This window comes from Bacillus sp. FG16, assembly GCF_057809515.1.
Genome location: NZ_JBMDKC010000037.1, coordinates 1 through 23,173 on the forward strand (window position 1 = coordinate 1; position 23,173 = coordinate 23,173).

Below are 23,173 nucleotides of genomic sequence, written 5' to 3' on the forward strand. Positions count from 1 at the left end.
TTTGTTTTTAGTATAAACTCTCTGTTCGATGTGTCTATCATTTAGACTAGCATCAAAAAGGTATTCTTTTTCCTTAACATGATATGAGAGATGAAGTCTTTCTGAACAGGACAAGAGTGTAATTTTCTATAAATAGATGATAGCGGATGTATGGACAAGACAAGGCGCATACATTGAAGGAAGAGAACTGAGAAGGGATGAGAAAACATGCTGCCTTCATATGATTTTTTTGTTCATCCAATGTACTTAGTGGAATTGAAAAAGGACATTTGGTCAGATAGTCCAGTGCCAGCAAAATTAACTTATGGAAAAAAGAAGTATGACATTGATATCGTATACCGTGGGGCTCATATTCGTGAATTTGAGAAAAAGTCTTATCATGTTATGTTTTATAAACCAAAAAAATTTCAAGGCGCGAAAGAGTTTCATTTGAATTCTGAGTTTATGGATCCGTCTCTCATACGAAATAAATTATCGCTAGACTTTTTTCATGACATTGGTGTACTTTCACCAAAGTCACAACATGTATTTATAAAAATTAATGGTCAAATTCAAGGTGTATATTTACAGTTGGAATCGGTTGATGAAAACTTTTTGAAAAATAGAGGATTACCGAGTGGTTCTATTTATTATGCGATAGATGATGATGCAAATTTTTCATTAATGAGTGAGCGAGATAAAGATGTTAAGACAGAGCTCTTTGCGGGTTATGAATTTAAATATTCGAATAAAAATAGTGAAGAACAACTGAGTGAATTTGTATTTCAAGCGAATACTTTGACGAGGGAAGCCTATGAAAAAGAGATTGGGAAGTTTCTACATGTCGATAAATATTTACGATGGTTAGCAGGAGTTATTTTTACGCAAAACTTTGATGGTTTCGTTCATAACTATGCACTATATCATAATGATGAAACAAATTTATTTGAAGTTATACCGTGGGATTATGATGCGACTTGGGGGCGAGATGTACAAGGGAGACCACTTAATCATGAATATATTCGTATTCAAGGGTATAACACGTTAAGTGCAAGATTGTTAGACATACCTGTATTTAGAAAGCAGTATCGAAGTATTTTAGAAGAAATATTAGAAGACCAATTTACAGTTTCGTTTATGAGACCGAAAGTAGAAGGGTTGTGTGAATTGATTCGTCCATATTTACTACAAGATCCATATATGAAAGAAAAATTAGAAACATTTGATCAAGAGGCTGATATGATTTATGAATATATAAATAAAAGAAGAAAGTATATACAAGACCACTTACATGAATTGGATTAATTTTGAAAGAGATTGAAACGTTATCAATCTCTTTTTTTTGTATAATAAAGATGTATCAATAAAAATGAAATAATATCTTTGATAGAGAATGGGGATGCGGATATATGACGATTAAATGGATTGATTGGGTAAAACAAATACAATCTATAGCTCAAGCGGGTTTAACGTATTCTAAGGATGTGTATGATATTGAGCGTTTCCAGCAATTACGAGATATTTCTATTTCAATGATGTCACATTACACGAAAACAGATTGGGAAGTCGTAGAGAAATTATTTGCAAGTGAGACAGGCTATCAAACACCTAAAGTTGATATAAGAGCAGTTGTTTTTCAAAATGAAAAGCTATTATTCGTGAAAGAAAAAAGTGATGGGAAATGGGCATTGCCAGGTGGATGGGCTGATGTCGGTTATACGCCAACCGAAGTTGCAGCGAAAGAAGTTTTAGAAGAGACAGGATATGAAGTAGATCGTTTTAAGTTATTATCTATATTTGATAAAGAAAAACATCAACCATCTCCATCGGCGACGCATGTATATAAGATTTTCATTGGATGCGAGATTATTGGTGGAGAAAAGAAAACTAGCATCGAAACAGAAGAGGTGGAGTTTTTTTGTGAAAATGAATTGCCTAATTTATCAATTGCTAGAAATACAGAAGACCAAATTAAAGAGATGTTTGCCTACATGAAAGACCCGCAGAAAGAGAAATTAATAGATTGATCCTGCTTGAATTGTACATATTGTTAAAATGAAGATATTGGCAGATTGCAGCCTTTATGTAATAATGGGATGGTATGTGAAGAAAAAAGGAGATAAAAAAGAACATGTTAGCAAACATAATAGATCAGTTATTGCAATTTTTTGCAAGCTTAGGGTACTTTGGAGTAGCTCTTGCTTTAATGATTGAAGTAATCCCAAGTGAAATTGTACTTTCTTATGCTGGGTTTTTAGTAGCGGATGGTAAAATTAGTTTTGTTGGTGCAGTTATCGCCGGAACTATTGGTGGTACTTTAGCGCAAATCTTTTTATACTGGCTTGGATACTACGGAGGGCGTCCGGTTGTAGAGAAATATGGGAAATATCTACTTATTAATAAACACCATTTAGACATAGCGGAAGGTTGGTTTAAGCGTTATGGAGCAGGCGTAATATTTTCTGCGCGCTTTATCCCAGTAGTACGTCATGCGATCTCTATTCCAGCAGGACTAGCTAAGATGCCATTAAAACTATTTACACTTTATACGGTTGTAGCGATCATTCCATGGTCAATTCTATTTATATACTTAGGTGAAAAACTTGGTGGGAATTGGCGACAAATTAAAGAGTATGCATCTGATTACACACATTACATAATTATAGGAGCGGTTCTTTTTATTGCTCTATACTTCGGTTTAAAATATTTGAAAAAGAAAAAAACAACACGCTAAAGTCAATGATAGTTCATTGGCTTTTTTTGTTTGTTTCGGTTCTAAAGAAAAGGAGTTGTCCATAATGTGTAATAATAAAGCGTAGCGGAGGAATGTGATGAAAGGGTCACCGTTTATACGTGGAACGATATTTTTAACGATGGCAACGATGATATCAAAAATGTTAGGGTTTATATATGTTATACCATTTACAGCGATGGTCGGTACGAGTGGTTACGTTCTATACACATATGCATATCGCCCTTATACCATCATGCTCAGCATAGCAACGATGGGATTACCGCTAGCTGTTTCAAAGATGGTATCAAAATATGATCAACTGAATGACTATCATACGGTTAAGAGAGTATTGAAAAGTGGAATTGTGTTTATGTTTATAATGGGAGTAATTTCGTGTTTTGCTTTATATATGCTAGCTCCACATTTAGCTAAACTTGTAATCGATGGAAATGATCAAACGGGAAATAGTGTAGTAGCGGTCACAAATAATATTCAAATTGTAAGTTTTGCGTTGATACTTGTACCGGTAATGAGTTTATTAAGGGGCTTCTTTCAAGGGTTCCAGTCGATGGGACCTTCTGCATTAAGTGTCGTTGTAGAGCAATTTTTTCGAGTCTTAACTATTCTAATAGGAAGCTTTGCCGTTTTATATGTTTTAAAAGCTTCTGTCTCGCTAGCGGTTGGTATTTCAACGTTTGGGGCATTTATGGGTGCTATAGGTGGATTAACCGTTCTAAGTGCGTATTATATAAGAAGGAGAAGGCACTTAAAGAAAAAAGAGATCGAAAGTATACCACAAACAACAAAATCTTTTTTCTCATTGTATAAGGAGCTCTTTACATATTCTATTCCCTTTGTTGTGGTGGGCTTAGCAATTCCGTTGTATCAGACGATTGATACATTTACAATTAATAAGCTACTTATACAAATAGGGTATATGCAAGGAGAAGCGGAAAAAATTAATGCGATAATTGGTCTTGTTCAAATGGTTGTGCTCATCCCGGTATCCGTTGCGACAGCTTTTAGTATGTCTCTTGTACCAGAGATGACGAAAGCTTACACAGCAGGAAATACGAAACTATTGTACAAACATTTTACGAGAACAAATGTATTAGTAGTAGCGATTACGGTACCGGCGGCAATTGGAATGATGGTGTTAGCCAAGCCTGTATATACTCTTTTATTCGGTGCTGGAAATGATCCAGAGATGGGGAGAATCATTTTACAGTATTATGCTCCTGCTTGCATACTATTTTCTCTTTTTACAGTAACGGCTGCTATGCTACAAGGAATCAATCAACAGCAGAAGACGGTACTAGGATTAGTGATTGGAATTATTGTGAAGATAGTTTTAAATATTGTATTGCTTCCGTATTTCGATTATGTAAGTTTTATCATTTCAACATACGCGGGCTATACGATTTCAGTCGGGTTTAACTTGTGGATGCTTTCTAAATATGTTATAAAGGCAACATAAGCTTTTAAGGCAGAGAGCACTCTGTCTTTTTCTATGTTTATCTCGCTATTTTCCGCGCAGTAAGATCCCGACTTCAAAATTCAGCGAAAGCAAATAAGTTAGGTCGGGGTCGGGCAGCCCGTAAAAGCCCGATTGATGAGGGCTGATAATCAGTGGGGATGAAGCCCCCACTGATTAAAGTTTCATTTTATAATTTTTTTCTTATAAAAACGTTTTCAAAATAATTTTTCTATTGAAATTTAAACGTATGTTTCATATGCTGAGAATGGCGGTTTAAAAACTGTTATTTAAGAGAGGTAGATTCCTACATGTAAAAAGAATCGGGGTGATAGTATGTTAAATATATATTTAACAGACCGAAACGGAAAACTACAAGAGATTGAGGAAATGCAAAAGGGGTGCTGGATTAATGTACTTCATCCAACAGAAGAAGAAATTCAATATCTAGTACAAACTTTAAATGTAGACTTAGATTTCATTAAAGACCCTTTGGATGATGAAGAACGCTCTCGTATTGAAAAGGAAGACAATAATACTTTAATTATCGTGGATATTCCGACAGTTAGACATGACGAAGAAGGAAATTCGATTTATGACACGATCCCAATAGGTATGATTGTGATGCCGGATTGTTTTGTTACAATCTGCTTAGAAGAAAATCCAATTTTTGAACGTTTTATTAATCAACGTATTAAAGAATTTTATACGTTTAAGAAGACACGCTTTGCACTTCAGCTCTTATATACGATTTCTACTTATTATTTAAGATACTTAAAGCAAATAAATCGAAAAACAATTGATTTAGAGCATCAATTAAATCAGTCAATGAAAAATAAAGAGATTTTCACATTATTGGGCCTTGAGAAAAGTTTAGTATACTTTACAACGTCATTAAAGGCTAATAAAATTGTAATTCAAAAGTTAATGCGTAATAGTACATTTTTAAAAATGTATGAAGACGATCAAGATTTATTAGAAGATGTATTAATTGAAAATAAACAGGCTATTGAAATGGCGGAAATATATAGTCACATTTTAAGCGGAATGATGAATACTTTTAGCTCCGTTATATCAAATAATTTAAATAGTGTTATGAAATTGTTAACGTCAATTACGATCATTTTATCTTTACCGACGATGGTTTCTAGTTTCTTTGGAATGAACGTGAAGGTTCCGTTTGAAGGGGAAGCCCATGGTTTTGTAATTGTACTCATCATATGTGTAACACTATCTTTCACGTTAGCTTTTGTTTTTTGGAAGAAACGTTACTTTTAACGATAAGAAAGCTGCTCTAGCATAGTTATATAACTACGCTAGAGCAGCTTTTTTGCTATGAAATCTCAAATTTTGAATAGAATATAACTTGTACAATGTAATGTATATAAAGGGTATGTATGCCATATAATCCTTGTCCAATTAATGAAATGGGGTTAAAATTACATATTGTTAATGAAAAGTTGGAGGAAATACATCATGGAATTGTTTCAATTACCGAAAGCATTCCTGCAAATGAATACAATTTTTATCTCCATATTGATCGAAGCACTTCCGTTTGTGCTAATTGGTGTATTTATTTCAGGATTCATTCAAATGTTCGTGACAGAAGATATGGTGGCTAAATGGATGCCGAAGAACCGATTTCTGTCTGTTTTATTAGCTACTTTTTTAGGCATGTTGTTTCCAGGTTGTGAATGTGGAATTGTTCCGATTGTAAGACGATTAATCGGAAAAGGGGTTCCGCCATATGCGGGTATTGCATTTATGTTAACTGGGCCAATCATTAATCCAGTTGTTTTATTTGCAACATACGTTGCCTTTGGGAGTAGTATGCACATGGTATGGTATCGTTCTATTGTAGCGATTATCGTAGCAATTATCGTTGGAATTATATTATCCTTTATGTTTAAAGAACATCAATTAAGAGATAATCACTTCCCAGAAGTGAATAATAAGCGTCCGTTACGTAAAAAAATGTGGGATGTATGTACACACGCTGTTGAGGAATTTTTCTCGATGGGAAAATATTTAGTACTAGGTGCGTTAATTGCAGCAGCGGTACAAACGTTTGTACAAACTTCAACACTTCTTGCTATTGGACAAGGTCCGTTTTCTTCATCAGCTGTTATGATGGGACTTGCTTACATTTTATCACTTTGTTCAGAGGCAGATGCATTTATCGCTTCTTCGTTCCAAAGTACGTTTTCAACAGCTTCACTTGTCGCGTTCCTCGTTTACGGACCGATGGTGGATATTAAAAATATGTTTATGATGCTTGCGACATTTAAAACGAAATTTGTAATTGTTGTTACAGTTACAGTTACTCTTGTTGTTTATGCAAGCTCACTACTCATTTATGCGATGGGGTGGTAGGTTATGTTTCGAGCATATATATTATTAGGTTTTACAATATTAATTGCGCAGCTTCATATTTCCGGGAACATTACGAAGTATATCAATATGAAGTATGCCTATTTATCAACAACAGCAGCAATTATTTTAGGTTTCTTAACGATTGTACAAATTATCGTCGTTTTCCAAAAAGAGCATCAAAAGGAAAAAGAGAAAAATGATTGTAGTTGTGACCATAGCCATTGTGGGCATGATCATTCAAAAGATGAGAATACATGGTGGAAAAAAGCATTTTCGTACTCATTGTTTTGTTTTCCAATTATCTCAGGGTTATTTTTCCCAATTGCGACGTTAGATTCGGATATTGTTAAAGCGAAAGGATTTCACTTTCCTGTTGCACAAGCAGAAAGTAAGGATCCATTTATGACAAGACAATTCCTAAGACCTGATACGAGCATTTATTACGGGAAAGAAGGATACCGCGGTGTAATGGAAAAAGGGAAGAAAGAGTTTGTTACGAAGGATAATATTAATTTGAAAGACGAAGACTTCCTAAAGGGTATGGAAACACTTTATAATTATCCTGGCGAGTTTACTGGGAAAAAATTATCTTTTAAAGGGTTTGTTTTTAGAGATGATTCTTCTAAAAAAGAACAATACTTCTTATTCCGTTTCGGTATTATACATTGCGTAGCAGATTCTGGTGTGTATGGTATGTTAGTGAAAAAACCAGAAGGTGTAGAGTGGAATAATGATGACTGGATTCAAGTAGAAGGAGAGATAACTACTGAGTTTTATCAGCCGTTTCATGCGAATATTCCTGTATTAGAAGTAACAAAATGGAATAAAGTTGAACAGCCGAAAGAACAATATGTATTTAGAGGAGCCGATTGATAAAATCGGTTCTTTTTTGTGGACTAAAAGTTCTGAATGTTGTTAATATTAAACGTGTAGTTCATTTAGTATAGTGATTATTGAAGTATTAGGGATAAATCATTAAAGGGGTGATAACAATGACAGAAGTAAAGGGGAAAACAGCCAATGAGTCAAGGGTGTTCAAAACGAGCCGAGTCTTCCCAACAGATTTAAATGATCATAACACGCTATTTGGTGGGAAGATATTAGCGGAGATGGATATGGTTGCTTCTATTTCAGCATCCAGACATTCGAGAAAGGAATGTGTCACAGCATCTATGGACTGGGTCGATTTCTTACATCCTGTTCGTTCTTCAGATTGTGTAAGTTATGAATCTTTCGTAATTTGGACGGGAAGAACTTCGATGGAAGTGTTTGTGAAGGTAGTGGCTGAAGATTTAATTTCAGGTGAGAAGCGTATAGCGGCAACGTCATTCGTTACTTTTGTGGCACTTAGTAAGGAAAATAATCCAGTTCCTGTACCGCGTGTTATCCCTGAAACAGAAGAAGAGAAAGAATTACATCGTATTGCTGTGTTACGTGCAGAACAGCGTCATATACGTAAGGCAGAGAGTAAGAAAGTAGCTACATTGTTAACCTTTTGAGATGAATGTTTAGCCATTTAAGTTACAATAGCAGGCGGAAATGGTTTTAAAATGAAAAGCGGACACCTAAAAATAGGTGTCCGCTTTTATAGTTTTTTCATCCACATATCATATGACAGTAGCTACTTAGCAGAAGCAAGCAGCACCGACGATGATTAAGAGGATAAATAATACGACTAATAGCGCAAATCCATTACCATGTGCGAAGCCCATTGTTATTTCCTCCTTTTATTTTAAGATACAACATACAATATGCAAATGAGCTATTGTTTGATATGGACATATATCATGCAATGACATATTTTCTTGAATGATAATGTAATAAAAAAGGGAAGATATAGAAATAACAGTAAGTGGAGAAAGGAATTTATCCATGAAGCACTTTTTCGCTATAATCCTTTGTTTAATAGGTGTATTCATTTGGATGAACATCGATGTGGAAATGGGGAAGGAAATGGCTAGTGAATATGAATTAGGACAAGTTCGATTAGGTGAATTTCAACTATATACGAACGGTGAAGAGTTATATAGAAAATTATTTGAGGATATAAACGAAGCAGAAAAGTATATATATATCCATTTTTATATTGTAGGAAAAGATGAAATAAGCCAAGAGTTTTTACAGTTATTAGAGAAAAAAGCATCTAGTGGAGTAGAAGTGAAATTGTCAGTCGATCGGATAGGTGGATATAAGCTGAAGAAAAAGGTAATTAGCCGATTAAAGGAAAACGGTGTGAAGTTTACATTTAGTAAAAAACCGAAACTGAAAAATGTTTTCTATTCTTTGCATCAACGAAATCATAGACGTATTGTTACGATAGATGGAAAGGTATCATACGTCGGTGGTTTTAATATCGGGAAGGAGTACCTTGGACAAGATCCGAAGTTTGGGCCATGGCGTGATTATCACGTGCGCATCCATGGTGAGGGTGCAGCGGATATGGAAAGAAAGTTCGCCGAAGATTGGAAAGAAGATACAGGAGAAAAAATGCCTATACATGAAAGTATACCGACATTAGGGAATGTAAAATATCAATATTTATTTTCAAATGGAAAAGGCTTATGGGAAAAGTATGGGGCACTTTTAAAAAAGGCTAAAAAGTCTTTAATTATTGCTACACCATATTTTGTACCAAGTAAAGAAATGGTGAAAGAGTTAAAAGCTGCATTAAATCGTGGTGTTAATGTGAAAATTCTCGTGCCATTTAAAAGTGATGCCATATTGTTAAAACAAGCTGCCTATCCATATTTGAAAGATATATTACATGCTGGAGCGGAGATTTATCAATATCGAAATGGATTTTTTCATGGGAAAGTAACAATCATTGATGGAGAAATTGTTGATATTGGGACAGCGAATTTTGATAATAGAAGTTTTTATTTAAATTGTGAGTCTAACTGTATCATATATGATAAAACAGTTGTTGATGAAGTATGGAGTCGATTAAAGGTAGACTTTCATAAATCAAAACGATTTTCTGAAGAAGATTTTGAGAAAATTAGTAGATGGGATTGGTTTTTAGCAAGAATAGCGAATGTTTTAGCATCATATTTATAACATATAGACCCTAGAGAAGGGAGGCACTTTCATGGATTGTATGAAAGAATTAATGAGATATAGTTATATGCTAATATACAAGGTTGGAGAGTATGCTGGAAAGGTCAGAGACGAAGAATTAAAAAATCTATTACAGCACCATTTACCATATATGTTACAAGCATATAATGAACAAGTAAATTTTCAAGAAGGAGAGAATGTGCAGCATATAACCTGTGAAACAACGGAGTTTGGTTTGCATGAAATGGAAAAGGAAACAGTTAGTAAATATACAGGGGATATTCATATTGCAACATGTTATATTGCGCACTTAAAACGATTAGCTCTAAAGTTTGCTCAAGTTGCAGTGGAAGTTGCTAATCCGGAGTTCCGCTCATTTTTGGAAAATTGTTTCCTGAAAATGAACCGTTACGCTTATAGTGTGTGGCAATATGTTATGAAGAAGGAATATAAGATTACACATCTATATGAAAATGAAAATGAAAAGTTTGCATGAGAAACTAAGGCGGAATGGTATGCGCCTTAGTTTTTTTATGTCCATTTAGAGAAAAAAACTAGTTTTATTGTGTATCGATTGGAAATGAAATATATAAATTTAAATTAGGTTTTGTTATCAGAAAATTTACAAAAATTTACCGTATATTTACTGTTTTTCAATCTCTCCTTTAAAAATAGAGAGTAATATGAGGTTGTACATATTCTATCACAGGGAGGAAACGCAAATGAACAAATGGGTTAAATCATTAACTGCTATGGCACTTGCAAGTTCTTTATTAATGGTAGGTTGTAGTAAAGGTGAGGACAAGAAGAAAGAAGACGACACAACAACACAACAAGAGGACAAAAAGGATAAAGAAACAAGTGGAACCGAGAAGTCTACTGATTCTAAAGAGAAGAAATAAAGTAATAATAAAGCTTCCTCTCATATATGAGGAAGCTTTTTTGTTGTAAATTGATTGATAATATTGAAAAATAGAAAGAGAATGAAAGAGGGGGAAAACAAATGAAAGTATGTATATTGGGAGCAACAGGACGAGTAGGTTCAAACATAATTAATTTAGCATTAAAGGATTCAGCTGAAGTGACTGCATTAGCGCGTGATTTAAATAGAATAGAAATACAACATGAAAGGTTACGAGTGATAGAAGGTAATGTACTGAACGAAAATGATATAAAAAAAGCGATATAGTAATTAGTGCACTTGGAACGGATCAAAATGGAACATTAGCGAAGAGTATGCCACAAATTATTAACCAAATGGAAGAAGAAGGGATTCATAAGATCATAACAATAGGAACAGCTGGTATTTTACAAGCAAGAACGGATCTAAATTTATATCGTTTTCAATCAACGGAATCAAAAAGGAAAACGACAACAGCAGCAGAAGATCATTTGGCTGCATATAAGGTACTAAGTAATAGTAATAATTTATGTTGGACAGTTGTTTGTCCGACACATTTAATAGACGGTGAGGCGACAGAGGTATATCGAACTGAAAAAGATATATTGCCAGAAGGTGGATCAAAAATTACAGTGGGTGATACAGCACACTTTGCATGGGATCTATGTAAGAAAAACATATATGAAAATAGTCGAGTAGGTATTGCATATTAAAAAACCATCCCGAAGTCGGGATGGTTAAAAGATGATATAACACAAGAAGATGACAATCATAATGATTTGGAGAATTGCTTTCGCTACTGTACTGCTTAAAAAACCAACTACAGTAGCGACTCCAACTAGAAAGGCATCTTTTGGCGCTTTTTTATGCACTAGTTCTGTTATAAATACTGACAAGAACGGTATGATAATAAGTCCGAATGGTGGGAAGAAGAACGATCCGACAATGATAGAAATCATTCCGACACGTTCGCCCCATTTAGAACTACCGTATTTTTTTAAGAAATATCCATTTGCAATAAAATCAGCAACGAAAATGAAAAGAGTGAAAATGCCTTGAATAATCCAAAAAGAAGTTGTTAATTCTCCTCCATTTATACCGAAATGGTAAATTAAATATCCAGCCCAGACAGCTAGTATGCCAGGGATAATGGGATAAATAAAGGCGAGAAATGAAACAACGAAACAGGCAATGATACAAATTGTTAATAAAACAGTCACTTTATAGCTCCTTTTTAATATCTAGTTTATGTACAGCAACTTTTTTGACTTGATGTCCATCAAGTTCTAATACTTTAAATTGAAAACCAGCATATTCAATGGAATAACCAGCTTCAATATTTAAGTCAACTGCTTGAGAGAGAAGCCATCCTCCAATTGTATCTAAATCACTATCATCAATATGTAGGCCAAACATATCATTTACTTCAGAAATGAGCACCTTTCCATCTAAAACAGTAAGCTTAGGTGTACGCTTTTCAATCATAGGTGATTCATCCGCATCGAATTCATCTTGAATTTCTCCAATGATTTCTTCAAGAATATCTTCCATCGTTAAAAGTCCGGCAGTGCCACCATATTCATCCATAACGATTGCCATCTGAACGCGATTTTTTTGAAGATGGACTAACGTTTTACGAATTGGAACTGTTTCAAATACTGTTAAAACAGGATGTATATAAGATTCAAGTGGTTTATAAATACCTTTCGTTTGATCATGGAATACTTCTTTCGTATTGATCATCCCGATGATATCATCTTTATCTTTTTCAATGATTGGATAGCGTGTATATTTTTCAGTTGCGACGATATCCATATTTTCTTCTAACGTATTTTCAGTAGATAAGCAAATCATTTCGGTACGAGGAACCATAATTTCTTTCGCAACTCGATCATCAAATTCAAAAATGTTATTTACATATTTATATTCGGTTTGGTTTATTTCACCGCTTTTAAAACTTTCACCTAAAATGAGTCGCAATTCCTCTTCAGAATGAGCAAGTTCATTTTCTTTGGCAGGTTCTAATCCGAGTAGTTTTGTGAAAAATATAGCTGCACTATTGAGTAACCAAATAAATGGATACATAATTTTATCAAATAAAATAAGTGGTTTTGCAAATTTGAGTGTGATTGCTTCTGCTTTTTGAATTGCGAAAGACTTTGGAACTAACTCACCTAATACAACGTGGAAAAATGTAATAACACTAAAAGCAATAACAAAAGATAAAGTGTTAGCCATTGTTCCAGTAATATTAATTTTTTCAAAGAGCGGTCGTAGTATATGTTCCACAGTCGGTTCACCAAGCCAACCAAGCCCTAAAGAAGTAATCGTAATTCCGAGCTGACAAGCTGATAAATAAACATCTAAATTAGATAGGACACTTCTTGCAGCTAAAGCTTGTTTATTACCTTCATTTGCAAGTTGGTCAATTCGACTTTTTCGTACTTTTACAACAGCGAATTCTGATGCAACGAAAAAGCCAGAAATAAGAATAAGTACAAAGATGAGAAAAATATTTAATATGTCCAAGTGTGTTCTCCATTCCAAAGTTTGGAATAAAGATGTCACCTCCTGCAATTATGTTATACTTTTATAATAAATCCAAATGAAAAGAATAGTCAAAGGAAAAGGGTAAATATTGGTATGTTTCTGTAATAGTTTTTGAATTTGCTGTTATTTTGTCCGCTATACAAAAGGAATAACCCCCTACTTTTAGATTATAGAGGGTTATTTCAATTAAGGTTTTGGAACACTTCTCGTTAAAGTGTATGACTGTTGCTTGGAGTAGTTTGTGGTCCATAGTGTTTGAAGGAAAGAAAGTATGCTATATGGGATATAGAGTAGTAATAAGCCGATTGTAACAATTATGGGTGAATTTCCGCCAAATTGAACGATAAATTGTAACAGTCCACTTGCATGAAAAACGCATTCCATAAAAACGAATGAAAGAATAATGGAACCTAAAATTGATTTATGATTCGAAGTAAGCGCCAAAAACAATGTATCCACAAGAAAAGAATCATGTTTTATTTCATATTCATTTGTGTTTTTCAAGAAAGGAATCCATTTTTTTACTGCTTGCATAACGATAATCATGGAAGTACTACATACGATGATAAAAGATGAGTAGTAAGGAAGGTTTATAAATTGTGCGACGTATAGAAGTAGTAATAAGACTGAACATTGTAATACTACAGTGCAAAAAGAGTAAGGTATCCAATTCAATACAGTAGTAAACTTTTTAAACGAGTTAGGTACTTTGAAAAATAAATGGCCGATACCCAAACTTATGAAAAATCCGATCGCAAGGGTAAAAGTAAAACGAACAATCGATATAAAATATATTTCCCATATGTAAGGGAATAATGGTGTTGAATGATTAGAAGTATGTATCATTTGATTTGCTGAGAAAAAGATAGATTCATGCATCCAATCAACCTTTGGAATTGATATAGAAGAAAGCTGTGCGAAGTTTTGAAAAATGCTAATAAATCCATTTTGATAAGAGTAATTGTGTGTAATAAAAAGAGCTGGAATAGGACTTATGGCAAAAATAACAATAACACCAATTATAAATTTACATATATGTGAGCGTAATAAGGACATATAACCACCTACTCTTAGAATGTTCAGAAAATTCTTATTCTTATTTTAGCCGTTTTTAGAGCAAGTTACAATATTTTTTTCTTCATGTATTGGCATATGGATAATTTTAAATTGTATTTAGAAATTTATTTTATGTGTGGAATATAAAGCAGAAGCTGGTATGTAAAAGTACAAATACAAAAAGCGTGAACAGTTTTGTATTTTCACGCTTTTTGTATGGGATGAAGAGAATGTAGGAAAATGTCGAAAGGATTAAATAGATTTTTAAAATTGGAAAGTGATACCATAAAGTTAAACAATGTTTAAATCGTTGTTTAACTGATAAATTCTAGAGGGAGAGATAAATTGGTGGGAAATGAAAACGTATCTACAAAAGAAAAGATTTTAAATACAACATTGGAATTAATTAAAAAAGAAGGTTTTGAAAGGGTAACGATAAGAAAAATTGCAGCATTGTCAGATGTAAATATCGCGCTTGTAAATTACCATTTTGGTTCAAAAGAAAAGTTGATTAGTGAGACGATTAGAGTTTTATTAATTAGCTTTCAAGGCACTTTTTCTATTTTGGATAATATTACAGTGCCAGCAAAAGAAAGATTAAAAATATTCTTATTGGATTATGTACTAGTAATTCGGCAATATCCGGAGTTAGTTAGGAAGATTATTGCAATGGGAACTACGGTATTTATATCTCAATACGAATATGGGAATTTTTTGAAGAGGCTAGGTTTCAGTAAAGTGAAGAATATTTTGAGCGAGATAACAAATGAAACGGATCAGGAAATTTTAATGATGATGACGGTGCAAATATTTGGATCCATTTTTCTTCCTACATTAATGATGCCAATTCTCGAATCAGGGGCAGATATAAAAGTACCATCTGTAGAAAAACAGATTGATTTCCTATTTGAACGCTATTTTTATAAAAATTGAGATAGTGGGTGATAGAGGTGGCTAGTTTCTTTAGAAAGCATTGGTGTGATATAGGGTTAGTTGTTGCTATTGTTGTCGTTGTTTGTTTAGTCGCGAATTTGGGAGAAATGAGTGAAATAAAAGTACTGTTAGGGTTAAGTTTTGTGGCCATTTTAGTGCATCAATTTGAAGAGTATCGTTGGCCAGGTTATTTTGCTGGTCTGTTTAATGTAGTTATATTTAAAAGTGATATACCAGATCGCTATCCATTAAATACGCAATCTGCTATGGTAATAAATATTTTGATTGCGTATGTTTTTTATTTACTCCCGGTTTTCTTTCAAAATATAATATGGCTTGGGTTGGCACCTATTTTAATGGGATTTTTTCAATTCATATGGCATGGTATTTTTGCGAATATAAAAGCTAAAACAATATATAATCCGGGATTAGGTGCGGTTGTATTACTACATGTTCCAATTGGTTATGTATATATGAGATATATTCTTTTACACAATCTGGCTACAAATTTGGATTGGTTATTTGGGGGGATCTACTTTCTAATAGCTACCTATTTTTTAATTATAAAAGGAAATATGTTAATGAAAAGTAAGGAGACAAATCATTACTTTTCTAAAAAACAATTAGGTCCGTACAATGATACATTGAAGTGATTCAGAATTCAAAAGGAGGGTTTTGGATGCTGAAGAAAGTGCAAGTGAAGGATTCATGAATAAATTATGACAAGAAAATGAATAATTTTCAGAAAAATAAAATAAATCATTTATTTTTTTCTGAAAATATAATATAGTTATGGCACAGAAAGTATTTTAACATAAGGAGGCTTTTTATGAGGATTAAAGGGAATTACGTGCCGAAAAGGGAAGTTTTACTGTGCTCAAGTTCGATTACGATAGGGGAAGCGTTAGAGCATTTAAATAAAACGGGGTATCGTTGTGTACCAGTTTTAGATGAAAAAAAAGAGGAATTTTTAGGAAATATATATAAAGTAGATATTTTAGAATATAAAGGATCACTTGACGAGAGTGTAATGCAATTATTAAACGATAAAGAAGGGTTTGTGAGAGAAGATTCTTCTTTCTTTAAAGTATTTTTTACAATAAAAAAACTGCCTTATTTATCAGTAGTTGACGAAAAAGGGGTTTTCCTTGGAATTTTAACGCATAAAAAAGTTTTTGAGTTATTAGAGGATGCATGGGGCGTTCACTCTAGTAAATACTCTGTCATGATTGGAACGCAAGACTATAATGGAGCAATCCAAAAGTTATCGACAGTTTTAAAGAAATACACTGGTATTCAAAGTTTGATGACTTTTGATAATGATGCCTTATTAGTTCGTAGAATTATGTTTACATTAGGAGAAGAGTTTAACGACGGTGAATTAGAGACATTATTGAAAGATTTAGAAGATCACGGATTTAGAGTTGTATATGTGGAAGAGATGAAAAATCCACGTGAAGTTGAAACGATAGAGTAACATAACAAAAGCCATCTAATTATCTTAGATGGCTTTTGTTATGTTACGTGTATAAAATTATTTTAAAATAACGACAGGGTAATAGGTGAGATTATAACAATATTTGTGTAAGAGAATAAAAAATGTAGATAATTTCGATTTTCAAAAAAATCAATTTGAAAATATGTTTTTATTTTGCAACTAAATATGTTACTATATGTGTGATAAAAACAAAGAGGTCTGACAACTATACTCCACGTAATAACACTCTAATGATTTAAAAATTCAAAAAACTCAAAATTCAAAAATAACAATTGTATTAATGATTAGAGTAAAAATAAGGGGAATGGAGAAATTATGGAGAAAGACACTGCTTTGTAAGGGGCATATTTTATCATCTTGAGCAGAGAGGAGGATGCATAGCATATTGTAAAATATAGAGATAAACAATGAAAAAGTGCTATGCAAATGAAGAGCATGAAGGGACGTTTAAGGCCAGGTGATACGGTAGCAATTGGTTTAATGCTATTTGCATTATTTTTAGGAGCAGGAAATTTAATTTTCCCGCCAGTTTTAGGTCAACAAGCAGGAGAGAATGTTTGGATTGCTACAATAGGATTCCTTGTAACGGGAGTCGGATTACCCCTACTAGCTGTAACAGCTGTCGCGTTTGTAGAGGGGGACTTGAAAGCGCTATCTTCTAGAGTCCACCCTATATTTGCGTTTATTTTCCCATTGATTAGTTATTTAGCAATTGGACCATTTTTCGCGATTCCGCGTACTGGAGCTGTTTCGTTTGAAATGGGTATGAAGCCGTTTTTATCAGACGCAATGGTTTCAGAGTGGTACATGCTATTTCTTTTCACGATAGTTTTCTTCGGAATAACGTGGTATTTATCATTAAATCCATCTAAATTAGTGGATTGGTTTGGGAAGTTTCTTACTCCATTATTAGTATTAATTGTTGCTGTTATTGTCGGAAAGGCAATTATTAATCCAATTGGAGAGCCGGCTGCGCCGTTAGCTGCTTACCAAGAGAATGCTTTCTTTGGTGGATTTATTCAAGGGTATTTAACGATGGATGCAATTAGTGCTCTCGTATTTGGAATTGTCGTTGTACAAGTTATTCGCTCTAAAGGGATAAAAGAGAGTAGCCAAATTGCAAAAATAACAGTAGTATCAGGTATTATTGCTGTACTTGGTTTAACGTTAATCTATTTATCACTTGCTTATCTTGGTTCAACAAGTACATCACTTGGTGTCTCAGAAAACGGTGGTCTTATTTTAACGAATGTTGTAAATGAGCTATATGGGACGAGTGGTAAAATTTTATTAGGGCTTGTTATTATACTCGCTTGTTTAACCACTTCTGTTGGGTTAACATCTGCGTGTGCGGGTTTCTTTACAAACTTATTCCCAAAACTTTCGCATAAAACGATTGTAACAATGGTATGTGTATTTAGTTTAATTGTATCTAACCTAGGTTTAACACAATTAATCGCAGTAACATTACCTGTGTTAATGATCATTTATCCCGTTGCAATTGTATTAATTGTACTTTCGTATTTCCATAAGTGGATTGGGAAGCGTAATACAATTTATATTGGAGCTATTTTAGGTGCATTGTTAATTAGTTTCTTTAACGGTTTAGAAAGTGCGAAAATTAAAATTGACGCGATTTCTAATGTACTACAAATGTTACCGTTATATAACGAAGGAATTGGATGGTTAATTCCATCATGTATTGGTGGGATTCTCGGTTTCTTCTTCTATAAATCAAATGAATCAAGTGAATTACAAAAGAAAGGTGCTTAGGCGCCTTTCTTTTTTTGAAGAGGATTTTTGTATTTTGTCTAAGTAATAATTGGGAGGAATGATAAAATGGCTAATTTTGAAGATTTTTTAAACTTGGATTTGCGAATTGGAACTGTAATACATGCAGAGGAATTTAAAGAAGCGAGAGTTCCAGCGATTAAACTAGCAATTGATTTTGGGGAAATTGGAATAAAGCAGTCAAGTGCTCAAATTACGAAAAGGTATAGTCTAGAAGATTTAGTCGGTCAACAAATTGTTGCTGTTGTAAACTTTCCACCGAAGCGTATAGCTGGATTCAAATCAGAAGTGCTTGTGCTTGGCGGCGTTCCTGAAGCTGATGATGTTGTGTTACTTCAGCCTAATATGGAATTGCCAAATGGAACAAAAATTAGCTAGGGTGAAGGTAGGGGCTAATATGGATATCGGACGAGAATATTTACAATGTGCGATTTCGAACTTTAAAGCAACAAAGAAGCAAGGGGAACGGGCACTTTCTCAATTATCATATGAACAAATACAATGGTCTTCTCATGAAGAAACAAATAGTATAGCGATTATTATAAAGCATCTGCACGGTAATATGCGTTCTAGATGGACGGATTTTTTAACGTCTGATGGTGAAAAAACCGATCGTAATCGAGATGGTGAATTTGAGGGATGCTATCATTCAAAAGAAGAAGCCCTTATAGCTTGGCAAGAAGGATGGAAATGTGTTTTTAATACGATGAATACTTTAGCGCCGGAGCACTTATTGAAGACGGTATACATTCGCGGTGAAGCACATACTGTCATGCAATCAATTGAAAGGCAAATTTCTCATTATGCATTGCATATTGGTCAGATTATTTACATTGGGAAGATGTTAAAAGAAAATGAGTGGGAATGTTTAAGTATTCCGAGAGGTCAGTCTGCACGATATGTAGAGAAAAAACGTTCAATATAATAATAAGAAAGAAACCGATAAAAAATGGGAAATAAGAAAATCAGCCAAATAATAGATGGTTCTGTAATCATAAGAATGCTGCCAAAAATAAGTCCATACATAATAAGAAAGAAATTGAAAAGTGTATTTACTGGGATAAATCGTGAGATGAACACTTGCTGTCGTTTAAAACAATCACTGTGAAATAAATAAAAGCGGAAGTACCATGTGGCGGTAATAAGATCTTTCTTTCTTACAATTCTTTTTTTGCATGTATGACAGATAAATGGTGGTTGCATTTCATTACGCTCCATTTTTTATTTTTATAATAATGTGAGACATAAGTAGGTACAACGTGTATGTTCCTATATACGCTCCTGCAATAAGGAAAAGTGGATTCAGTAAAATCCCATGAATGCTCGTCATGAAAACTAAATCTTGTATTAAAACATCGTATATATTAATGGAAATAATTGTACCGAGTACATACAGTGCCAAGTACGCAGAAATATGTAGCACAATAGAGACTTTTGGATGCTTAGCGGACAAATAAAAAATGAATGATAGAGCGATTGGTAATATTCCTATTAATAGTTTCAATTCATTTCACCTCATTAACAATATAGCCGAAATTTTAACGGTCTATTCTCTAGGGCTTGTACATAACTTGAAATAGAGAGGTGATAGTATGAATCGGGGCTTTTTTTTTATGAAGTTTACAAGTATGCGTAAGTTAGTTTTATTTGTTATTACTACAGTGCTAGCGACTTTTTTTCTTATTAGTATGATGGTAACCTCTATGAAAGAGACGAAGTCAACGTATTTATATAATTGGTTAAATGAGTTATCGATGAATGGTTACATGTACGTACTTGGAAAAGAGAATCATTATTTTACACAGGAGTATCGAAATTTGAATCAAGATTTTTCAATTTCTTCTTTTCTCTTTTCTATGGCTACAAATATTCGCTTTAATGATGTACGCAGTTTTGTCGGGAAAGAGCTTCCCGGGTTTGGTAAGTACGATACAGAAATTGTTATTGCGGGTGAGGGGACAAACTATTCTAACTTACCGATAGAATCGAGTGTACCTCTTGAAGAAGTAGTGAAAGAACGGACTAGTGGAACTGGACAAGCACCTAAACAAGATACGAATAAAGAGAAAAAACAGCCGTCCCAAACGACCGGGAAAAGACAAGTTGCGTTTATTTATCATACACATAGCTGGGAATCTTATTTACCTTTACTTAACTTAACGAATGACCCAGATCCGAATAAAGCAACAAGTTCTGTATCGAATATTTCTATATTAGGAGATCGTTTCCGTGAACAACTAGAAGGTGAAGGAATTGGAGCTACTAACGATAAGAGTGATGTTGGTCAAAAGTTAATAAGTAAAGGTTTAAACAGTAATAGTTCGTATAAGATGTCTCGAGAAATTGTGCAGCAAGCTATGGCTGGCAATAAAGATCTTCAATACTTTTTTGATTTGCATCGTGATAGTGCTCGGAAGAATGTCACGACAAAAACAATTGGAGATAAATCATATGCGAAGCTTGCATTTGTAGTAGGGAAAGGCAACAAAAACTATGGAAAAAACTTACAATTAGCAACCGCCTTACATGAGGCGATTAATAAGAAATATCCAGGAGTAAGTCGTGGTGTCATTCAAAAAGGGTTCCAAACAGGAAATGGAATATATAATCAAGATTTATCAGGACAAGCGATATTAATTGAAGCTGGCGGTGTAGATAATACAGAGGAAGAACTAAATCGATCAATTGATGCACTTGCTAAAGCATTTGGTGAATATTTTTGGCAGGCAGAAAAAGTGAATGGATAAAGTGAAACTTGAATTAGCCAGGGTATCTATCGATAATTATTAGCTCACTTCAATCTTGGAAAAGCGTAAGTGTAATACTTACGTTTTTTGTGTTGGTTTGAAATGTGGATAGCAAGATGTCACAAAATGGACATGATTAATAATTATTATAGCAATATCGAAATTTGTCTAATTATAATAGGAGAATTAGAAAGGGATTTTTGAAATGGCAGAGAAAATCTTTTTACAAGGAAAATTTTTATAATATGAAATTGATAGGGTGATTTAGGTGATTAGGGAGATCAAAGTAGAAGATGCAGCATCATTTTTGCAATTAAGTAAGCAATTAGATGAAGAAACGAAGTTTATGTTATATGAACCAGGAGAAAGGAAAACTACAGCTGAGCAACAAGAAAAAATGATCCAGCGATTTATAGAAAATGAATATGCAACAATATTTGTAGCAGTTGAAGATGAGAGGATAGTAGGTTTTATATTAGTGAATGGAAATAACATTCAAAGAAAGAGGCATGTGGCAACCATTGTAATTGGTATTTTGCAAGAGTATAACGGGCGAGGTATTGGGACGAGATTGTTTAAAGAGGTTGAGAAGTGGGCAAAATTACATGATGTATGGCGTTTAGAATTAACAGTAATGGCCCACAATACAAGAGCTCAGGCACTATATAAAAAAGCTGGATTTGAGAAAGAAGGTGTCAAAAAAGCTGCTCTTATTATCGATGGAAAGGGCATCGATGAGTATGAAATGGCCAAATTATTAAAATAAGAGGTCGTTATATGAAAAAAAGATGGGCACTACTTGGTATCGTAGCGGTGATACTTATTGTTGGAGTAGCAGGAATTAATTATAAAATGTATAAGGATAAGCAGGCGCGAGAAGTAAGTGTAAATAACATATTTCCGAAAGCGAAAGAAACGATTGCTAATATGGATGGGGATATTGCGGTAATTAATAATCCGAATTCAATGCTTGTACTTGTGAATAAAAGTAGGCGTTTACCAGATGGGTATAGACCGCCAGATTTAGTTATTCCGAAAGTGCGCTACTCTAGTGAAGGTGATCAAGAAAAGAAAAAGATGAGAAAAGAGGCAGCGAGGGCGCTTGAGGATATGTTTCAGCAGGCTGACAACGAGCGTATTTTCCTTTTTGCAGTTTCTGGATTTAGATCTTTTGATCGACAAAAAGCATTAAATACGATGTATAAAAAACAAGACGGGGAAGCAAAAACAGCAATGTCTAGTGCGGTTCCTGGCACAAGTGAGCATCAAACTGGACTAGCTATGGATATTACGTCTCAATCTGCTAAATTTCAGTTAGAGACGGTTTTTGGGGAGATGAAAGAAGGTCAGTGGCTTTCTGAAAATGCCCATAAATTTGGTTTTGTGATTCGATACACAAAAGCGAAAGAAACGATTACGGGCTATCGGTATGAACCGTGGCACGTAAGGTATGTGGGAAATCCACAAGCTACATATTTGTATGATAATCAACTGACGCTTGAAGAAGTAACAGATTGAACAATTGAGGGGAGAGACGTACAATGACGATGTTATATAAGAAAAAAGTATATGCATATATTACAAGAGAAAAAGAGGGGGTTATGCAATTACTTGTTTTTAAACATCGTGATATACATGAAGCTGGTATTCAAGTGCCAGGGGGAACGGTTGATGAAGGTGAAACGCTAGAAGCTGCTATATTGCGTGAAGTACAGGAAGAATCCGGATTGCGCCATTTATGCATAGAGCGTTTCCTAGCAGATTACATTATACATGTGAAGGAAAAACAGGAATATGAAAAACGTCACTTTTTTCATGTAACTTTACTAACTGATGTAAAAGATACATGGGAGCATATAGTAAGTGCTGGTGAGAAAGATCAAGGTTTAGCGTTTAGCTACGAATGGGTTAATATTGCAAAATGCCCTGAATTAGCAGGGAAACAAGGAGAGTTTTTACACTTATTAGATGAGATATATGTAAAGTAATAAAAGAGTCTGGAGCGAAAGTTCACTCGTTTCAGACTCTTTTTATTTTTCGGGAAATTAAAGGCTTTTTGAATAGATAAATTGAATTTCTT

27 protein-coding genes and 1 pseudogene are annotated in these 23,173 nt (G+C 34.0%); 22 read left to right on the forward strand and 6 right to left on the reverse strand.

The window, feature by feature from the left end; translation table 11 throughout:
- Positions 1-207 precede the first annotated feature (207 nt).
- The 8 genes from cotH (at position 208) to ACODS7_RS15130 (ending at position 8,059) form a co-directional block, all read left to right on the forward strand.
- Positions 208-1,284, forward strand: a complete 1,077-nt coding sequence (gene cotH / locus ACODS7_RS15095; RefSeq protein ID WP_000937999.1) for a spore coat protein CotH — start codon at positions 208-210, stop codon at positions 1,282-1,284.
- 104 nt (positions 1,285-1,388) lie between these two features.
- Positions 1,389-2,006, forward strand: a complete 618-nt coding sequence (locus ACODS7_RS15100; protein ID WP_016081957.1) for an NUDIX hydrolase N-terminal domain-containing protein — start codon at positions 1,389-1,391, stop codon at positions 2,004-2,006.
- 104 nt (positions 2,007-2,110) lie between these two features.
- Positions 2,111-2,713 (forward strand): undecaprenyl phosphate transporter UptA, encoded by a 603-nt coding sequence (gene uptA / locus ACODS7_RS15105; protein WP_000880690.1) that lies wholly within the window; start codon positions 2,111-2,113, stop codon positions 2,711-2,713.
- Between the two features lie 97 nt (positions 2,714-2,810).
- Positions 2,811-4,190, forward strand: a complete 1,380-nt coding sequence (locus tag ACODS7_RS15110) for a putative polysaccharide biosynthesis protein (RefSeq protein ID WP_016081956.1) — start codon at positions 2,811-2,813, stop codon at positions 4,188-4,190.
- 333 nt (positions 4,191-4,523) lie between these two features.
- Entirely contained in the window at positions 4,524-5,465 is a 942-nt protein-coding gene (locus ACODS7_RS15115) for a magnesium transporter CorA family protein (RefSeq protein WP_000932389.1), read from the forward strand.
- Between the two features lie 198 nt (positions 5,466-5,663).
- Positions 5,664-6,560 (forward strand): permease, encoded by an 897-nt coding sequence (locus tag ACODS7_RS15120; protein WP_016081955.1) that lies wholly within the window; start codon positions 5,664-5,666, stop codon positions 6,558-6,560.
- 3 nt (positions 6,561-6,563) lie between these two features.
- Positions 6,564-7,433: a TIGR03943 family putative permease subunit gene (locus tag ACODS7_RS15125; RefSeq protein ID WP_243169179.1), complete on the forward strand. Its 870-nt coding sequence runs from the start codon at positions 6,564-6,566 to the stop codon at positions 7,431-7,433.
- 119 nt (positions 7,434-7,552) lie between these two features.
- The gene (locus ACODS7_RS15130) at positions 7,553-8,059 is read left to right on the forward strand and encodes an acyl-CoA thioesterase (protein WP_000141164.1); all 507 of its coding nucleotides are present in this window, start codon (positions 7,553-7,555) and stop codon (positions 8,057-8,059) included.
- A gap of 126 nt (positions 8,060-8,185) precedes the next feature.
- On the opposite strand, the gene ACODS7_RS15135 is transcribed toward ACODS7_RS15130, so the two are convergent.
- Entirely contained in the window at positions 8,186-8,272 is an 87-nt protein-coding gene (locus ACODS7_RS15135; protein WP_000505094.1) for a YjcZ family sporulation protein, read from the reverse strand.
- Positions 8,273-8,432: 160 nt separating this feature from the next.
- Between ACODS7_RS15135 and cls the strand changes: the two genes are divergently transcribed.
- The 4 genes and pseudogenes from cls (at position 8,433) to ACODS7_RS15155 (ending at position 11,231) form a co-directional block, all read left to right on the forward strand.
- Entirely contained in the window at positions 8,433-9,617 is a 1,185-nt protein-coding gene (gene cls / locus ACODS7_RS15140; RefSeq protein WP_243168753.1) for a cardiolipin synthase, read from the forward strand.
- Positions 9,618-9,648: 31 nt separating this feature from the next.
- Positions 9,649-10,113: a spore coat protein gene (locus ACODS7_RS15145; protein WP_089170848.1), complete on the forward strand. Its 465-nt coding sequence runs from the start codon at positions 9,649-9,651 to the stop codon at positions 10,111-10,113.
- A 226-nt stretch (positions 10,114-10,339) separates the two neighbouring features.
- On the forward strand, positions 10,340-10,519 hold the full coding sequence (locus ACODS7_RS15150; protein WP_001045960.1) for a hypothetical protein: 180 nt from the start codon (positions 10,340-10,342) through the stop codon (positions 10,517-10,519).
- A 101-nt stretch (positions 10,520-10,620) separates the two neighbouring features.
- Positions 10,621-11,231: pseudogene (locus tag ACODS7_RS15155) on the forward strand (NAD(P)-dependent oxidoreductase).
- 24 nt (positions 11,232-11,255) lie between these two features.
- Here ACODS7_RS15155 and ACODS7_RS15160 read toward each other — a convergent pair.
- The 3 genes from ACODS7_RS15160 to ACODS7_RS15170 all read right to left on the reverse strand — a co-directional run bounded on the left by ACODS7_RS15160 (position 11,256) and on the right by ACODS7_RS15170 (position 14,124).
- Entirely contained in the window at positions 11,256-11,738 is a 483-nt protein-coding gene (locus ACODS7_RS15160; protein WP_016081951.1) for a DUF456 domain-containing protein, read from the reverse strand.
- A 1-nt stretch (position 11,739) separates the two neighbouring features.
- A complete protein-coding gene (locus ACODS7_RS15165; RefSeq protein ID WP_016081950.1) occupies positions 11,740-13,047 on the reverse strand; it encodes a hemolysin family protein in 1,308 nt (435 codons plus the stop codon).
- 207 nt (positions 13,048-13,254) lie between these two features.
- Positions 13,255-14,124 carry a hypothetical protein gene (locus ACODS7_RS15170; protein WP_000055272.1) on the reverse strand — a complete coding sequence of 290 codons (870 nt, stop codon included), beginning with the start codon at positions 14,122-14,124 and terminating at the stop codon, positions 13,255-13,257.
- 345 nt (positions 14,125-14,469) lie between these two features.
- On the opposite strand from ACODS7_RS15170, the gene ACODS7_RS15175 reads away from it, so the two are divergent.
- From ACODS7_RS15175 to ACODS7_RS15200, 6 genes are all read left to right on the forward strand, one after another.
- The gene (locus ACODS7_RS15175; RefSeq protein ID WP_048565055.1) at positions 14,470-15,057 is read left to right on the forward strand and encodes a TetR/AcrR family transcriptional regulator; all 588 of its coding nucleotides are present in this window, start codon (positions 14,470-14,472) and stop codon (positions 15,055-15,057) included.
- Between the two features lie 8 nt (positions 15,058-15,065).
- Positions 15,066-15,710, forward strand: a complete 645-nt coding sequence (locus ACODS7_RS15180) for an HXXEE domain-containing protein (RefSeq protein WP_016081948.1) — start codon at positions 15,066-15,068, stop codon at positions 15,708-15,710.
- Positions 15,711-15,886: 176 nt separating this feature from the next.
- A complete protein-coding gene (gene cbpA / locus ACODS7_RS15185; RefSeq protein ID WP_089170850.1) occupies positions 15,887-16,534 on the forward strand; it encodes a cyclic di-AMP binding protein CbpA in 648 nt (215 codons plus the stop codon).
- 456 nt (positions 16,535-16,990) lie between these two features.
- Complete coding sequence (brnQ4, locus tag ACODS7_RS15190) at positions 16,991-18,328, forward strand: branched-chain amino acid transport system II carrier protein BrnQ4 (protein ID WP_444546500.1); 1,338 nt, start codon at positions 16,991-16,993, stop codon at positions 18,326-18,328.
- 66 nt (positions 18,329-18,394) lie between these two features.
- Positions 18,395-18,724: a chaperone CsaA gene (gene csaA, locus ACODS7_RS15195; RefSeq protein WP_048565053.1), complete on the forward strand. Its 330-nt coding sequence runs from the start codon at positions 18,395-18,397 to the stop codon at positions 18,722-18,724.
- A complete protein-coding gene (locus ACODS7_RS15200) occupies positions 18,705-19,271 on the forward strand; it encodes a DUF1572 domain-containing protein (RefSeq protein WP_016081945.1) in 567 nt (188 codons plus the stop codon). Before csaA ends, ACODS7_RS15200 begins: the two co-directional genes overlap by 20 nt.
- On the opposite strand, the gene ACODS7_RS15205 is transcribed toward ACODS7_RS15200, so the two are convergent.
- Together ACODS7_RS15205 and ACODS7_RS15210 are read right to left on the reverse strand one after the other, a co-directional pair.
- Positions 19,232-19,549, reverse strand: a complete 318-nt coding sequence (locus ACODS7_RS15205; protein ID WP_048565052.1) for a hypothetical protein — start codon at positions 19,547-19,549, stop codon at positions 19,232-19,234. The two genes, ACODS7_RS15200 and ACODS7_RS15205, sit on opposite strands and share 40 nt — an antisense overlap.
- Positions 19,550-19,553: 4 nt before the next feature.
- Entirely contained in the window at positions 19,554-19,850 is a 297-nt protein-coding gene (locus ACODS7_RS15210) for a hypothetical protein (RefSeq protein ID WP_043935063.1), read from the reverse strand.
- A gap of 88 nt (positions 19,851-19,938) precedes the next feature.
- Here ACODS7_RS15210 and spoIIP point away from each other — a divergent pair, with 88 nt between their 5' ends.
- The 4 genes from spoIIP to ACODS7_RS15230 all read left to right on the forward strand — a co-directional run bounded on the left by spoIIP (position 19,939) and on the right by ACODS7_RS15230 (position 23,081).
- Positions 19,939-21,093 carry a stage II sporulation protein P gene (gene spoIIP, locus ACODS7_RS15215; protein ID WP_243168756.1) on the forward strand — a complete coding sequence of 385 codons (1,155 nt, stop codon included), beginning with the start codon at positions 19,939-19,941 and terminating at the stop codon, positions 21,091-21,093.
- Between the two features lie 268 nt (positions 21,094-21,361).
- The gene (locus ACODS7_RS15220) at positions 21,362-21,859 is read left to right on the forward strand and encodes a GNAT family N-acetyltransferase (RefSeq protein WP_016081941.1); all 498 of its coding nucleotides are present in this window, start codon (positions 21,362-21,364) and stop codon (positions 21,857-21,859) included.
- An 11-nt stretch (positions 21,860-21,870) separates the two neighbouring features.
- Positions 21,871-22,611, forward strand: coding sequence for a M15 family metallopeptidase (locus ACODS7_RS15225; RefSeq protein ID WP_043935064.1), 741 nt, complete (start codon positions 21,871-21,873; stop codon positions 22,609-22,611).
- A 23-nt stretch (positions 22,612-22,634) separates the two neighbouring features.
- Positions 22,635-23,081, forward strand: coding sequence for an NUDIX hydrolase (locus ACODS7_RS15230; protein WP_043935065.1), 447 nt, complete (start codon positions 22,635-22,637; stop codon positions 23,079-23,081).
- Positions 23,082-23,173: the final 92 nt, after the last annotated feature.

What these genes read in the sequence shown, in the direction of transcription:
- cotH (WP_000937999.1), top strand. Translation starts at nt 208, where the DNA reads ATGCTGCCTTCATATGATTTTTTTGTTCATCCAATGTACTTAGTGGAA.
- ACODS7_RS15100 (WP_016081957.1), top strand. Translation starts at nt 1,389, where the DNA reads ATGACGATTAAATGGATTGATTGGGTAAAACAAATACAATCTATAGCT.
- uptA (WP_000880690.1), top strand. Translation starts at nt 2,111, where the DNA reads ATGTTAGCAAACATAATAGATCAGTTATTGCAATTTTTTGCAAGCTTA.
- ACODS7_RS15110 (WP_016081956.1), top strand. Translation starts at nt 2,811, where the DNA reads ATGAAAGGGTCACCGTTTATACGTGGAACGATATTTTTAACGATGGCA.
- ACODS7_RS15115 (WP_000932389.1), top strand. Translation starts at nt 4,524, where the DNA reads ATGTTAAATATATATTTAACAGACCGAAACGGAAAACTACAAGAGATT.
- ACODS7_RS15120 (WP_016081955.1), top strand. Translation starts at nt 5,664, where the DNA reads ATGGAATTGTTTCAATTACCGAAAGCATTCCTGCAAATGAATACAATT.
- ACODS7_RS15125 (WP_243169179.1), top strand. Translation starts at nt 6,564, where the DNA reads ATGTTTCGAGCATATATATTATTAGGTTTTACAATATTAATTGCGCAG.
- ACODS7_RS15130 (WP_000141164.1), top strand. Translation starts at nt 7,553, where the DNA reads ATGACAGAAGTAAAGGGGAAAACAGCCAATGAGTCAAGGGTGTTCAAA.
- ACODS7_RS15135 (WP_000505094.1), bottom strand. Translation starts at nt 8,272, where the DNA reads ATGGGCTTCGCACATGGTAATGGATTTGCGCTATTAGTCGTATTATTT.
- cls (WP_243168753.1), top strand. Translation starts at nt 8,433, where the DNA reads ATGAAGCACTTTTTCGCTATAATCCTTTGTTTAATAGGTGTATTCATT.
- ACODS7_RS15145 (WP_089170848.1), top strand. Translation starts at nt 9,649, where the DNA reads ATGGATTGTATGAAAGAATTAATGAGATATAGTTATATGCTAATATAC.
- ACODS7_RS15150 (WP_001045960.1), top strand. Translation starts at nt 10,340, where the DNA reads ATGAACAAATGGGTTAAATCATTAACTGCTATGGCACTTGCAAGTTCT.
- ACODS7_RS15170 (WP_000055272.1), bottom strand. Translation starts at nt 14,124, where the DNA reads ATGTCCTTATTACGCTCACATATATGTAAATTTATAATTGGTGTTATT.
- cbpA (WP_089170850.1), top strand. Translation starts at nt 15,887, where the DNA reads ATGAGGATTAAAGGGAATTACGTGCCGAAAAGGGAAGTTTTACTGTGC.
- brnQ4 (WP_444546500.1), top strand. Translation starts at nt 16,991, where the DNA reads ATGAAGGGACGTTTAAGGCCAGGTGATACGGTAGCAATTGGTTTAATG.
- csaA (WP_048565053.1), top strand. Translation starts at nt 18,395, where the DNA reads ATGGCTAATTTTGAAGATTTTTTAAACTTGGATTTGCGAATTGGAACT.
- ACODS7_RS15200 (WP_016081945.1), top strand. Translation starts at nt 18,705, where the DNA reads ATGGAACAAAAATTAGCTAGGGTGAAGGTAGGGGCTAATATGGATATC.
- ACODS7_RS15205 (WP_048565052.1), bottom strand. Translation starts at nt 19,549, where the DNA reads ATGCAACCACCATTTATCTGTCATACATGCAAAAAAAGAATTGTAAGA.
- spoIIP (WP_243168756.1), top strand. Translation starts at nt 19,939, where the DNA reads ATGAATCGGGGCTTTTTTTTTATGAAGTTTACAAGTATGCGTAAGTTA.
- ACODS7_RS15225 (WP_043935064.1), top strand. Translation starts at nt 21,871, where the DNA reads ATGAAAAAAAGATGGGCACTACTTGGTATCGTAGCGGTGATACTTATT.
- ACODS7_RS15230 (WP_043935065.1), top strand. Translation starts at nt 22,635, where the DNA reads ATGACGATGTTATATAAGAAAAAAGTATATGCATATATTACAAGAGAA.